This is a genomic window from Lysobacter sp. GCM10012299, from assembly GCF_042649405.1.
Classification (GTDB): domain Bacteria; phylum Pseudomonadota; class Gammaproteobacteria; order Xanthomonadales; family Xanthomonadaceae; genus Lysobacter_J.
Map to the genome: position 1 here is coordinate 37,862 of NZ_JBHRZC010000005.1, position 13,247 is coordinate 51,108.

Genomic DNA, 13,247 nt, shown 5'->3' on the forward strand with positions numbered 1-13,247 from the left:
GTCTCAGTCTCCGTTGGGTTCGTTCATGCGCCCGCGCATCAGCGCCGCGATTTCGCGGCCGCCTTCGCGCGGGCTGGCATCAAGCTGGGTGATGACCGACTCGCGATTGGCGATCGGATGGTTCTGGCTGAGCTTGAATTTCAGCGTGATCTGGTCGGCGACGAAGCGGAAACCGATGATGCCGCGCAGCTGGCTGCGATGGTCGTCGCGCTCGAATTCGAAACGCCAGTCCTGGCCGACGCTGGCCTCGTGCTCGCGACTGAGGCCATCGACGACTTCGGCGAGCGAGACTTCATCGTTGAAGGTCGTCAACTGGCCGCGCAGGTGGGCGACCGCGTAGTTCCAGGTCGGAACGCGCGATTCTTCTTCCTTGTCGGGGTACCACGACGGCGAGACGTAGGCATGCGGGCCGTGCAGGATCGCCAGCGCCGGGCCGGCATGACGCGCCTGCGGGTTGGGCCGCGCCCAGTGGCCGATCAGCTCGACGCGATCGCCTTCGCGGCGATAGAGCACCGGCAGGTGGCTGACGGTGGGCTCGCCGTCGTGCACGGTGACCAGCGTGATGAAGCGGTCGCGCCGGGCCAGCCAGTCCAGCGCCTGCAGGTCGGTTTCGGCGAAGGCGCGCGGCAGGTACATGCGTTGCGTCAGCGGCTGCGGTCAGCGTCGCGACGGAAGCTGCCGCACCATCTGCGCGCGCAGCAGGTCGTCGTCGTTACCGCTGGGCGGTGCCAGTTCGTCGAGGGCGAAGCCGCGCGCGTGCGCGTCGTCTTCATCGAGACCGTCCAGGGCGACGAACTCGGCGTCCATCAATGCGGCGCGGGCGGTGTCCTCGCTGTCGTAGGGCTGGCTGACGCCATCGCTGTCGAGCACTTCGGCGGTGCCGGCCTCGAGCACGCGCAGGCGCGCCCAGATCAGCGTGCGGCCGATCGTGGCCAGCCACCATTGGTCGTTATGGGTCATCCGATCACCACCGAGAGCAGCCAGAGGAGGGCAGCGCAGACCAGGCCGGCGATGATCGTCAGCAATGAGATCCGTGCCGGGTTGGCCAGGCCGTTGAGGTTGCCATCGGCCACCGACAGGTAGCCGCGACGCAGCAGCCAGCCCCAGGCCGAGGGACGGGCGAACGCGCCTTCGCCGAGCTGCGACTGCAACTGCGGGTGGCGGTCGCGGATGTGCACCAGCGACAGCGGCCAGAAGATCACGAACGCGCAGAAGCCGGCGATGGCAACGGCGACGAAGAGCAGGGCGAAGAACAGGATCATGGTGTTCCGCTCGTCAGAACTCGGCGTGTCCCGGCGCGCGCGGGTAGGGGATCGCATCGCGGATGTTGCTCAGGCCGCAGACGTAGACCACCAGGCGCTCGAAGCCCAGGCCGAAGCCGGCGTGCGGCACCGTGCCGTAGCGGCGGAAATCGCGGTACCAGCCGTAATGCGACGAATCCAGGCCGAACTGCGCCATGCGCGCGTCGAGCATGTCCAGGCGCTCTTCGCGCTGGCTGCCGCCGATGATCTCGCCGATGCCCGGGGCCAGCACGTCCATCGCCGCGACGGTCTTGCCGTCGTCGTTGAGGCGCATGTAGAAGGCCTTGATGTGCTCGGGGTAGTTGGTCACCACCACCGGGCGGCCGACGTGTTCCTCGGTCAGCCAGCGCTCGTGCTCGGTCTGCAGGTCCAGGCCCCATTCGACCGGGAACTCGAACTTCTTGCCGGACTTCTGCAGCAGCGTGATCGCATCGGTGTACTCGATGCGCTCGAACGGGGCGTTGACGAAGGCTTCCAGGCGGGTGATCGCGTCGGCCTGCACGCGCTCGGCGATGAAGGCCAGGTCGTCGCCGCGCTCGTTGAGCACCGCGCGGAACAGGTACTTGAGGAACTCCTCGGCCACGCGCGCGTCTTCGGCCAGGTCGGCGAAGGCGATCTCCGGCTCGACCATCCAGAACTCGGCCAGGTGGCGGGTGGTGTTGCTGTTCTCGGCGCGGAAGGTCGGGCCGAAGGTGTAGACCTTGCTCAGCGCCAGCGCATAGGCCTCGACGTTGAGCTGGCCTGACACTGTCAGGAAGGTTTCCTTGCCGAAGAAGTCGCGGCTGAAGTCGACCTCGCCCTTGCTGTCGCGGGGCAGGTTGGCCACGTCCAGCGTCGAGACGCGGAACATCTGCCCGGCGCCCTCGGCGTCGGACGTGGTCACGATCGGGGTGCTGATCCAGTAGAAGCCGTTCTCGTGGAAGTAACGGTGGACGGCCTTGGCCAGGCAGTCGCGGATGCGGGTGACCGCGCCGAACAGGTTGGTGCGCGGACGCAGGTGGGCGACCTCGCGCAGGAACTCCAGCGAGTGCGCCTTGGGCTGGATCGGGTAGGTTTCCGGATCCTCGACCCAGCCGACCACTTCCAGCGAGGTGGCCTGGATCTCGAAGCTCTGGCCCTGGCCCTGAGAGGCCACCAGGGTGCCGGTGGCGATCACCGAGCAGCCGGCAGTGAGGCGCTTGACCTCGGATTCGTAGTTGGCCAGGTCGGCCGGGGCGACCACCTGGATCGGCGCGAAGCAGGAACCGTCGCTGACGTTGACGAAGCTGAGCCCGGCCTTGGAGTCGCGGCGGGTACGCACCCAGCCACGGACCGTGACTTCACCACCCGCCGGGATCCTGCCCGCGAGCGCGTGTTCGACGCTGACCACCGTCATGCCTTGAATCCTTGCCTGTTCGGGCCGATATGGGGAATGCGGCAGTTTACCGAAGCGTCCGCATAGCGTCGCTATAATTCGCCGGAGGTCCGGAATTGAGCCAAAGTGCTCAACCCGCCGACCTCGATCCGCAGAACGTCCCGCCACCCCGGAGCGCCTCAATGGCTGTCACCCTTGCCCCCGCCGCCCTCGAACGCGTACAGCGCTACCTGGTCGAATCGCCCGATGCGATCGGCCTGCGCTTTGGCGTGTCTCGCACCGGCTGCTCGGGCTGGCAGTACAAGGCCGACCTGGCCCGCGAGACGCATGAGGGCGACACGGTGTTCGAGCAGGAGGGCGTGCGCATCTACGTCGATGCGCTGAGTCTGGCACTGGTCGACGGCACCCAGATCGACCTGGTCAAGCAGCGCCTGGGCGAGCAGTTCCTGTTCCGCAACCCCAACGTCACCGCCGAGTGCGGCTGCGGCGAATCGTTCACGACGAAGGCCGACGCGGCCTGAGTCCCAAGGCTGCCGCCACTGGCAGCCGCTGCGCCCGCTAGACTCGTCCCCTGGTTCCCGGGGACTCCCAGCATGCTTCGTCCTGTATTGCTTGCCGCGGCCATCGCCGCCTGTCTGTCTGTGCCGCTGGCCGCCGTCGCCCAGCCTTCTGCTGCCACGCAGGCAGCCACGCCGACGCGCAACGCCGCCACCCAGGCCCTCTACACCCTGTTCGACGAGGAGTGGGAGCGCGGACTGCGCGAGAACCCGGAAGAGGCCAGCTACAACGGCGACAAGCGCTTCAACGACCGCTGGACCGACATGAGCATGGCGGCGATCCAGGCGCGCATGGAAGGCGACCGCAAGGCCCTGCAACGCTTGCGCGCAATCGATCGCAAGGCCTTGTCTGCCAGCGACCAGCTCAACTACGACGTGTTCGCCTGGGATCTTGAGAAGGCGGTAGAACGGCAGAAGTACCGCGAATACCTGAGCCCGGTCGGCCACAGCGGCGGTGTGCAGACCGCCGACGGCATCGCCGAGTTGTTGCCCTTCGCGTCGACGAAGGATTACCGCGACTGGCTGGCACGCATGCGTGCGTTGCCGACCGTGATCGAACAGAACGAAGCCCTGATGCGCGAAGGCGCCGCCGCCGGCTACACGCCGCCGCGGGTGCTGATGGAGCGCGTGACCGGGCAGATCCAGGCGCAGATCGTCGACGACCCGACCAAGAGCCCGTTCTACAAGCCGTTCACCCGCTTTGCCGACACCGTGCCCGAGGCCGACCGCGCCGCGCTGCAGGCCGAGGCGAAGCAGGTCATCGCAGGCACCATCGTCCCGGCCTACCGGGGCTTTGCCACGTTCTTCGCCAACGACTACCTGCCGAAGACGCGCACCACCATCGCCGCCACCGACCTGCCTGACGGCAAGGCCTATTACGACTTCGTCGCCAGCTATTTCACCACCACCGACCTGAGCGCCGATGCGATCCACCAGATTGGCCTGAAGGAAGTCGCGCGCATCCGCGGCGAAATGGAGAAGGTCAAGGCCGAGGTTGGCTTCAAGGGCAGCATGGCCGACTTCTTCCAGTACCTGCGCAGCGATCCCAAGTTCTTCTACAAGACGCCGCAGGAGCTGTTCACCGGCTACGAAGCGATTGCCAAGCGCATCGATCCGCAGCTGGTGAAAGTGTTCAGGACGATCCCGCGCCTGCCGTACGGCGTGCGCCCGATCCCCGACAACATCGCGCCCGACACCACCACCGCGTACTACCAGCCCGGTGCCGTCGACGGCACCCGCGCCGGCTTCTACTACGTCAACCTCTACAAGCCCGAGGTGCGGCCGAAGTGGGAAATGATGGCGCTGTCGCTGCACGAGGCGGTGCCCGGCCATCACTTCCAGTTCGCCCGCGGCATGGAGTTGCCGGACATGCCGATGTTCCGCCGCACCGCCTACTTCGTGGCCTATGGCGAAGGCTGGGGGCTGTATGCCGAGCGCCTGGGCTACGACATGGGCCTGTACGACGACCCGTACGACCGGATGGGCCAGCTGGCCTACGACATGTGGCGGGCGGTGCGGCTGGTGGTCGACACCGGCATGCACAGCAAGGGCTGGAGCCGGGACAAGGCGATCGCCTATTTCATGGACAACTCGCCCAAGACCCGCCAGGACGTGGTCAACGAGATCGATCGCTATATCGGCTGGCCGGGGCAGGCGCTGGCATACAAGATCGGTCAGCTGAAGATCTCAGAGCTGCGTGAGAAGGCTGCGAAGCAGTTGGGCGACCGGTTCGATCTGCGCGAGTTCAATGACGCGGTCCTCGAGACCGGGTCGGTGCCGCTGCAGGCGCTGGAGGCGCGGATCGACGCGTGGATTGCGCTTAAGAAGGGGTGATCGGGCTGGGGGGACACCCATCCCCACCCCGGCCCTCCCCTTGAAGGGGAGGGAGACTATCGGGCCTCAGGCGTGGATGTTTGCCCCAAGCCCTTGAATCAGCCATAATTTCCGGCTCCGCGGGCCTTGGCTCGTGGAGACCTTGCTCCACCGCCTCCATTCCGGGAGGCTGGGGGGCTGATCCGGTCCGCGCTGAAGCTGCGCGGATCATCATCCACAAGGAATCACACCATGCGTCATTACGAAGTCGTGTTCCTGGTCCATCCGGACCAGAGCGAGCAGGTGCCGGCCATGATCGAGCGCTACAAGTCGCTCATCGAAGGCGGCGAAGGCAAGATCCACCGTCTCGAGGATTGGGGCCGCCGTCAGCTGGCCTACCCGATCGAGAACCTGGTCAAGGCCCACTACGTCCTGCTCAATATCGAAGTTACCCAGAACGTGCTCAACGAGCTGGTCGACGGTTTCCGTTTCAACGATGCCGTGCTGCGCCACCTGGTCATCAAGCGTGACGAAGCCGACACCGAGCAGTCCCTCATCATGAAGTTCAAGGATGAGAAGGGCGACAAGCCGGAGCGCGGCGAGCGCCGCCGCCGTGACGAAGAAGGCGAGACCGCAGTCGGCACCGCCGACGTCGCCGACGATAACGAAGCCGCCTAAGGGATCGCCAACATGTCCAAGTTCTTCCGTCGCCGCAAGTTCTGCAAGTTCACCGCCGAGGGTGTGAAGGAGATCGACTACAAGGATCTCAACACCCTGCGCCAGTACCTCACCGAGACCGGCAAGATCGTGCCGAGCCGCGTGACCGGTACCAAGTCGAAGTACCAGCGCCAGCTGTCCACGGCCGTCAAGCGCGCCCGTTTCCTGGCCCTGATTCCGTACACCGACAACCACAACGCCTAATGAAATTGGTCCGCTCCTCCGGGGGCGGACGTTCCTCTCCCTGCCGCCGTCCGCGGCGGGGGAGGGTTTCGGACAGCGAAACACCGCTGCGGGGCATCGCCTCGCTAACGAAATAGGAGCAACACCATGCAACTGATCCTCCTGCAGAACGTGCAGAACCTCGGCAAGCTCGGCGACAAGGTCAACGTCAAGCCGGGCTTCGGCCGCAACTTCCTGATCCCGTACGGCAAGGCCGTCCCGGCGACCGCGACCAACCTGGCCGAGTTCGAAGCGCGTCGCGCCGAGTACGAAGCCAAGGCCAAGGCCGCACTCGACGGTGCCGAAGGCCGCAAGGCCGCGCTTGACGGCGTGGAAGTCACCCTGTCGGCCAACGCTTCGACCGAAGGCAAGCTGTACGGCTCGGTCACCCCGCGTGACATCGCCGAAGCCCTCACCAAGGCTGGCCACAAGGTCGAGAAGTCGGAAGTCGTGCTGGGCGAAGGCCCGCTGCGTCGCACCGGCGAGTACGAGATCGTCCTGCACCTGCACGCCGACATCGAAGCCACCGTCAAGGTCATCGTGGTCGGCGAAGTCGCCTGATCCGAAGATCCACCTGGCTTCAAACAAGGGGCGCCGCAAGGCGCCCTTTGCTTTTGCAACTCAGACAATTCCTATATGGATCAGGGTGACTGGCTGACAGAGTTGCCGCTGCCATCGCGCTAGGTGGTGTCCTCTCCCGGGGTTTCGCCATCGCAATGGACACACTGGTCGACCTGGTTGCCGACAGCCTGCGCTCGCTTTGCCGGGACCAGGGCGACGGCGACCGCGCGATCTGGCTGATGGCAACGATCGTCGACCTGCACCTGGCCGACAGCCTGTCGCCCGACCGCACCGGCAGGTGGATGGGGGAAGCGACCGAGGCACTCGTGGCCATGCTGGCGCAGCCGCTGCAGGTCCAGGTGCATCGGTACCGGGCAGAGCAGGGCGTCGACGTTGTCGCAGCAGATGAGACGGCGCCATGCCATCTATCCCTCACTCCATATCCATCCCGGCTCATATCCACCAGATATCCACAGAGTTATCTGCAACCCCTCGAGCGCATCGGCGACTAGGATGCTCGACCCGTCACACAATCACAGCCGCGCAGACGGCGCACGGTAGGGGCAACAAAACGGCATGAGCGCACGTCCAGGGTTTCGCGGCGAGAAGCGGTTCGAGACGCGCACTGAGCAGCGGCTGGACCAGCTGCGCGTGCCTCCGCAGTCGATCGAAGCCGAACAGGCGGTGCTCGGCGGCCTCATGCTGGTGCCCGATTCCTACGACCGGATCGCCGACCAGCTCAACGACAGCGACTTCTACCGGCGCGACCACCAGCTGATCTATCGCGCGATCCGCGAACTGGCCGGAAAGAACCGGCCGTTCGACGCGGTGACCCTGGGCGAGTGGTTCGAGTCGATGGGCCTGTCCGAAACGGTCGCCGGTGGCGCGTACCTGATCGAGCTGGCCAGCACCACGCCCTCGGCTGCCAACATCACCGCTTACGCCGAGATCGTCCGCGACAAGGCGATCCTGCGCCAGCTGATCGACGTCGGCACGGTCATCGTCAACGATGGCTTCCAGCCCGACGGCCGCGAGAGCAGCGAGATCCTGGAGGAGGCCGAGCGCCAGGTGCTGGCCATCGCCCAGGCCAACACCGCCGGCAAGACCGACTTCACCGCGGTGACCAAGGCGCTGTCGGAGGCCTTCGACCTGCTGCAGACGCGCTACACCAACGGCAGCGGCGTCACCGGCCTGGCCACCGGCTACACCGAGTTCGACATGATGACCGCCGGCCTGCAGAAGACCGACCTGATCATCCTGGCCGCGCGTCCGGCGATGGGCAAGACGACCCTGGCATTGAACATGGCCGAGTACGCCGCGTTCCGCAGCAAGCAGCCGGTGGCGGTGTTCTCGATGGAAATGTCGGCCTCGCAGCTGGCGATGCGCCTGATCTCCTCGGTCGGGCGCGTCAACGCCCAGCGCCTGCGTACCGGCCAGCTCGAGGACGAGGACTGGAGCCGCGTCACCAGTGCGATCCGCCAGCTGCGCGAGGTCAAGATCTTCATCGACGACGAGCCCGGCCTGTCGCCCGTCAAGCTCGCCGCCAAGGCGCGCCGCCTCAAGCGCGAGCACGGCGGCCTGGGCCTGATCGTCATCGACTACCTGCAGCTGATGTCGGTGCCGGGCAACAGCGAGAACCGTGCGACCGAAATCTCGGAAATCTCGCGCTCGCTCAAGGGCCTGGCGAAGGAACTGCAGGTGCCGATCATCGCCCTGTCGCAGCTCAACCGCTCGCTGGAAACGCGAACCGACAAGCGTCCGGTGATGGCCGACCTTCGCGAATCGGGCGCTATCGAGCAGGACGCGGACATGATCGTGTTCATCTACCGCGACGACTACTACAACAAGGAAAACTCGCCGGACAAGGGCCTGGCCGAAATCATCATCGGCAAGCAGCGTTCCGGCCCGACCGGTTCGATGAAGCTCAAGTTCTTCGGCGAGTACACCCGCTTCGACAACCTGTCGCACGATTCGGTCGGCAGCTTCGAATAAACGCGGGCACAACACGGTCGGCACGGATTGACGTGCCCCTAACGCCCATCGGTGCAGCGTGGCAGCCATCCCGTTGGAGGTGTGCCATGCGCAATTCATCGATCCTTCTGGCCGCTGCACTGGTGGCCGCGGCGCCGCTGGCGACGGCGCAGACCAAGTCGTCGACCAAGACGCCGCACTGCTACGACGTCCAGGTCGAGAGGCCCAAGGAAGTAAAGGACGAGCACAAGATCGCCGGCACTGCGATCGGTGCGGTCGCCGGTGGCCTGCTGGGCAACCAGATCGGTGGCGGCAGCGGCAAGAAGATCGCCACCGTTGCCGGCGCCGTCGGCGGCGGCTATGCCGGGCGCAAGGTCCAGGAGAACCAGCAGAACAAGACCGAGACGGTGACCGAGCGTCGCTGCGACTGATCCGTCCATCGCGGCATACAATGCCCGGCGCGTGACCACCCACCGGGACACAAGTGCACCAGTCAGCAGGCATGCCCCCGGCCGTCAGCGAACGGCCCACCCGTATCGTGGTCGATCTCGACCATCTGGCCTTCAACCTGCGCAGCATCCGCGGCCACGTCGGCGTGCCGGTCATGGGCATCGTCAAGGCCAATGCCTATGGGCATGGACTGGTGCGCGTCGCGCAGCACCTGCAGGCGCAGGGCGTGGAGCAGCTGGGCGTGGCGTTCCTGGAAGAGGGCATTGCGCTGCGCCAGGCCGGCGTGACCGCACCGGTACTGGTGATGGGCGGCATCTTCGGCCGCCAGGTGACGCAGTTCATCGCCCATGACCTGGAGATCACCGTCTCCTCGCTGGACAAGCTGCGCCTGGCCGAGGCCGCGGCGCAGGCGCTGGGCCGCAAGGCGGTCATCCATCTCAAGATCGACACCGGCATGGAGCGCATCGGGGTGCACAGCTACTCCGCGCGCCCCTTCATCGAGGCCGCGGTGGCCTCGCCGTGGTGCGTGCTCAAGGGCATCTATTCGCACCTGGCGTGCTCGGACGATCCGTTTTCGCCGATGAGCGCCCAGCAGCTTGAGCGCTTCCTCGAGGCGTGCGCGCATATCGAGCGCATTGGCGCGCCGATGCCGATCCGGCACCTGGCCAATTCTGGCGGCGTGCTGCACTTCCCCGAGACCTGGCTCGACATGGTTCGCCCGGGAATCATGCTTTATGGCGTCCAGCCCGATCCGGCGTCGCGCCACACCGTCGACCTCAAGCCGGTGATGTCGCTGGCCTCGCGGGTGGTCTACTTCAAGGTGGTCAAGGCCGGCAATCCGGTCAGCTACGGTGCGACCTGGGCGCCGGAACACGACACGCGCGTGGTGACGGTACCCATCGGCTATGGCGACGGATTCCCGCGGGCGCTGTCGTCGCGCGGCGAGGTGCTGATCCGTGGCCAGCGCTACCCGATCGTGGGCCGCGTGTGCATGGACCAGTTCATGGTCGACATCGGCCAGGACAGCGCCTTCAACGAGGACGAAGTGGTGCTGGTGGGTTCGCAGGGCGACAACGCCATCAGCGTCGAGGCACTGGCGCAGCGGGCCGGCGTGATCCCCTACGAGATACTGGTCGGCCTCAACGACCGAATCCCACGCGAGTACAGCCTGCGCGAGTACCACGGCGCCCCGTAGCCGGCATACTTCGCCCGTCGAGACATCTGGAGGGGCGATGCCCGCAACCGCTGCGAGTCCGGCGCCACCGGCGCTGGTCTGGTTCCGCAACGACCTGCGCCTGGCCGACAACCCGGCGCTGCAGGCCGCGCTCGAGGGCGGCTACACGCCGATCCCGGTCTACATCCACGCCCCCGACGAAGCCGGGGACTGGCGCCCGGGTGCGGCCTCCGATGCATGGCGGCATCGTTCGCTCGATGCGCTCGACGCGCAACTTCGCCGTCGCGGCTCTCACCTGCGGCGCTTCTTCGGTCCCAGCCTGGCAACCCTGCAGTCCCTGGTGGCCACCACCGGCGCCGAGGCGGTGTTCTGGAACCGCCGCTACGAACCAGCATTCGAACGCCGGGACGCCCGCATCAAGCAGGCGCTGCGCGGGCAGGGCCTGCATGCCGAAAGCTTCAACAGCGCGTTGCTGTTCGAACCGTGGACGCTGAAGACCCAGCAGGGCAATCCGTTCCGGGTGTTCACTCCGTACTGGCGTTCGGCATTGGCGAACTGGCGCCTGGAGCCGTGCGTGGATGCACCTGCGCGACTGCCTGACAGTGGCGAGGGGCCGGAAGGCGTGCCGCTGCTGGCGTTGCGGCTGGCGCCGGCGCGCGGTTGGGACAGCGCCTTCTGGAACGACTGGACGCCCGGCGAAGAGGGTGCGATGCAGGCGCTGGAGGCATTCACCGATGGCGCCCTGCACGGTTACGCGGAGCAACGCGACCGCCCGGACCGTATCGGTACCTCGCGCCTGTCACCGCACCTGCACTTCGGCGAGATCGCGCCGTGGCGCGTGGTCGCGGCATTGGAGCGCCTGCGTGGCCAGGTGGCCGACACCGACATCGACGCCGCCCGGCGCGAACTGGGCTGGCGCGAGTTCGGCTACCACCTGCTGCACCACTTCCCGGAGACACCGCAGCAGAACTTCGACCCGAAGTTCAACGCCTTCGACTGGGCGCAGGTGTCACCTTCGCATCTGCAGGCGTGGCAGCAGGGCCGCACCGGCGTACCCATCGTCGATGCCGGCATGCGCGAGTTGTGGAGCACCGGCTGGATGCACAACCGCGTGCGCATGATCGTGGCCAGCTACCTGACCAAGCACCTGCGTTACCACTGGCGCCACGGCGCGCGCTGGTTCTGGGACACGCTGGTGGATGCCGACCTGGCCAGCAACACGCTGGGCTGGCAGTGGGTGGCCGGCACCGGGGCCGATGCCGCGCCGTACTTCCGCATCTTCAATCCGGTGACGCAGGCGCAGAAGTTCGACCCGGACGGACGCTACATCGCGCGCTGGCTGCCAGAGCTGGCCAGTCTGCCGGTGCCATTGCGGTTCGCACCGTGGCAGGACCCGGCCACCTCGCAACGGCTCGCACCCGACTACCCGATGCAACCCCTGGTGGACCTGTTCGCCGGCCGTGACGGTGCCCTCAAGGCCTACCGCCAAATGCGAGTCTCGTAGCCCGGGTAAGCGAAGCGCACCCGGGACGCGCCCCATCACGCACATTGCGTTGACGCTGCTCTCGGCAGCGTGATTCACTCGCGACAAGGCTTGGGAGGGCGCATGGCGACGACAGGAGATCGGGCAACTTCGCGCAAGCGCGCGCGCCGTGAGGCGATGTCGCGCGTCGACACGGCCTGGTTGCGGATGGAACGGCCGACCAATCCGATGATGATCACCGGCGTGCTGATGTTCGCCGAGCCGATGTCGCTGGAGCGGCTCAAGCGCGTGATCAAGCAGCGCTTCCTGTCCTACCGCCGCTTCCGCCAGAAGGCCGTGGACACACCCGCTGGCGCCTCCTGGCGCACCGACCCCAACTTCAACCTCGACTGGCACGTGCAGCCGGCAGCATTGCCGGGCCGCGGCGACAAGCGCGCGCTGGAACGCTTCGTCAGCCAGCTGGCATCTTCACCATTGAGCCACGACCGGCCACTGTGGCAGTTCCACCTGGTCGAGCGCTACGACGGCGGCTCGGCACTGATCGCCCGCATCCACCACAGCTACGCCGACGGCATCGCGCTGGTGCAGGTGCTGCTGTCGCTGACCGACACCCAGCCCGACGCCGGCAACGACAGCGAGCTGCCACGTGCGTGGCTCAAGCAGGACCACGCCGACGTCGCCCGTCGCGTCGGCGCCGTCGACCGCTACATGCAGCTGGGCAGCAAGGTCGTCGAGAAGGGCATGGACTTCTATCGCGATCCGGGCCTGGCCGCGGTCTTGGCGAAGGAGGGCGGCGAGATCGCGCGCGAGCTGTTGCATGCGCTGGCCTTGTCCGACGATCCGCCGTCGTTGTTGCGCGGGCGCCTGGGCGTGAGCAAGCGCGTGGCGTGGGCCGAGCCGCTCGACCTGGAAGAGGTAAAGGCGGTCGGTCGCGCCTGCGACTGCACCGTCAATGACGTGCTGATGGCGACGGCCGCCGGCGCGCTGCGCAGTTACATGATCGAGCGCGGCGAGCGCGTCGATGGCATGACGTTGCGCGCGACGGTGCCGGTGAACCTGCGTCCGCTCGAACACGCGCGCAAGCTCGGCAACCACTTCGGCCTGGTGTTCCTCGACCTGCCGGTCGGCGAGGGCAACCCGATCCGGCGGCTGGAACTCGTCGCCGAGTGCATGCGTAACCTGAAGAATTCGAGGCAAGCTATTGTTGCATATGGCTTGTTGGCTGCGCTCGGCATGGCGCCGGCGGCAGTGCAGGGCCTCGCACTGGAGCTTTTCAGCCGCAAGGCGACTGCGGTGGCCACCAACGTCCCCGGGCCGCAGCAGCCGCTGTACCTGGCGGGCTGCATGTTGCGCGAGATGATGTTCTGGGTGCCGCAGACCGGTTCGATCGGGATCGGCATTTCGATCCTGAGCTACAACGGCCGCGTGCACTTCGGCCTGATCGCGGACGGTCGCCTGATTCCGGATCCGGACGCGGTGATCAGCCGCTTCGGGGCCGAGTTCGAGAAGCTGTTGTATCTGTCCCTGATGGGAAGCTGGGAGCACACGCTGGATGCCGTTGCGGCTGAAGCCATGTTCCCTGCCGGAAACTGAATAGGTGTGACCGCTGGTCACTCCCGGCGCACGCGGACGTGATTAGCTTGCG

At 66.5% G+C, this 13,247-nt stretch carries 15 protein-coding genes; 11 read left to right on the top strand and 4 right to left on the bottom strand.

The window, feature by feature from the left end; translation table 11 throughout:
• Positions 1-3: 3 nt before the first annotated feature.
• From ACFOPO_RS14170 to asnS, 4 genes are read right to left on the bottom strand one after another with little or no spacing between them, the layout of a single operon-like run.
• Positions 4-636 (bottom strand): FMN-binding negative transcriptional regulator, encoded by a 633-nt coding sequence (locus tag ACFOPO_RS14170; RefSeq protein WP_386703939.1) that lies wholly within the window; start codon positions 634-636, stop codon positions 4-6.
• Between the two features lie 21 nt (positions 637-657).
• On the bottom strand, positions 658-960 hold the full coding sequence (locus ACFOPO_RS14175; RefSeq protein ID WP_386703941.1) for a hypothetical protein: 303 nt from the start codon (positions 958-960) through the stop codon (positions 658-660).
• Entirely contained in the window at positions 957-1,262 is a 306-nt protein-coding gene (locus ACFOPO_RS14180) for a hypothetical protein (RefSeq protein WP_386703942.1), read from the bottom strand. The genes ACFOPO_RS14175 and ACFOPO_RS14180 overlap by 4 nt, the downstream gene beginning before the upstream one ends.
• Before the next feature lie 13 nt (positions 1,263-1,275).
• Positions 1,276-2,676 carry an asparagine--tRNA ligase gene (asnS, locus tag ACFOPO_RS14185; protein WP_386703943.1) on the bottom strand — a complete coding sequence of 467 codons (1,401 nt, stop codon included), beginning with the start codon at positions 2,674-2,676 and terminating at the stop codon, positions 1,276-1,278.
• Between the two features lie 161 nt (positions 2,677-2,837).
• Between asnS and ACFOPO_RS14190 the strand changes: the two genes are divergently transcribed.
• From ACFOPO_RS14190 to ACFOPO_RS14240, 11 genes are all read left to right on the top strand, one after another.
• Positions 2,838-3,176, top strand: a complete 339-nt coding sequence (locus tag ACFOPO_RS14190) for an iron-sulfur cluster assembly accessory protein (protein ID WP_200605071.1) — start codon at positions 2,838-2,840, stop codon at positions 3,174-3,176.
• 72 nt (positions 3,177-3,248) lie between these two features.
• On the top strand, positions 3,249-5,045 hold the full coding sequence (locus ACFOPO_RS14195; RefSeq protein ID WP_386703945.1) for a DUF885 domain-containing protein: 1,797 nt from the start codon (positions 3,249-3,251) through the stop codon (positions 5,043-5,045).
• 231 nt (positions 5,046-5,276) lie between these two features.
• The gene (rpsF, locus tag ACFOPO_RS14200) at positions 5,277-5,702 is read left to right on the top strand and encodes a 30S ribosomal protein S6 (protein ID WP_386703947.1); all 426 of its coding nucleotides are present in this window, start codon (positions 5,277-5,279) and stop codon (positions 5,700-5,702) included.
• Between the two features lie 12 nt (positions 5,703-5,714).
• Positions 5,715-5,945, top strand: a complete 231-nt coding sequence (gene rpsR, locus ACFOPO_RS14205) for a 30S ribosomal protein S18 (protein WP_055899483.1) — start codon at positions 5,715-5,717, stop codon at positions 5,943-5,945.
• A 126-nt stretch (positions 5,946-6,071) separates the two neighbouring features.
• On the top strand, positions 6,072-6,524 hold the full coding sequence (gene rplI, locus ACFOPO_RS14210; protein ID WP_386703948.1) for a 50S ribosomal protein L9: 453 nt from the start codon (positions 6,072-6,074) through the stop codon (positions 6,522-6,524).
• Between the two features lie 155 nt (positions 6,525-6,679).
• Positions 6,680-7,036 carry a hypothetical protein gene (locus ACFOPO_RS14215; protein WP_386703950.1) on the top strand — a complete coding sequence of 119 codons (357 nt, stop codon included), beginning with the start codon at positions 6,680-6,682 and terminating at the stop codon, positions 7,034-7,036.
• Between the two features lie 64 nt (positions 7,037-7,100).
• Positions 7,101-8,516, top strand: coding sequence for a replicative DNA helicase (locus ACFOPO_RS14220; RefSeq protein ID WP_386703952.1), 1,416 nt, complete (start codon positions 7,101-7,103; stop codon positions 8,514-8,516).
• Between the two features lie 86 nt (positions 8,517-8,602).
• Positions 8,603-8,926 carry a glycine zipper 2TM domain-containing protein gene (locus tag ACFOPO_RS14225; RefSeq protein WP_386703954.1) on the top strand — a complete coding sequence of 108 codons (324 nt, stop codon included), beginning with the start codon at positions 8,603-8,605 and terminating at the stop codon, positions 8,924-8,926.
• 71 nt (positions 8,927-8,997) lie between these two features.
• Positions 8,998-10,140: an alanine racemase gene (alr, locus tag ACFOPO_RS14230; RefSeq protein WP_386703956.1), complete on the top strand. Its 1,143-nt coding sequence runs from the start codon at positions 8,998-9,000 to the stop codon at positions 10,138-10,140.
• Between the two features lie 37 nt (positions 10,141-10,177).
• On the top strand, positions 10,178-11,623 hold the full coding sequence (locus ACFOPO_RS14235; RefSeq protein WP_386703957.1) for a cryptochrome/photolyase family protein: 1,446 nt from the start codon (positions 10,178-10,180) through the stop codon (positions 11,621-11,623).
• A 102-nt stretch (positions 11,624-11,725) separates the two neighbouring features.
• Positions 11,726-13,195, top strand: a complete 1,470-nt coding sequence (locus ACFOPO_RS14240; protein ID WP_386703959.1) for a wax ester/triacylglycerol synthase family O-acyltransferase — start codon at positions 11,726-11,728, stop codon at positions 13,193-13,195.
• Positions 13,196-13,247: the final 52 nt, after the last annotated feature.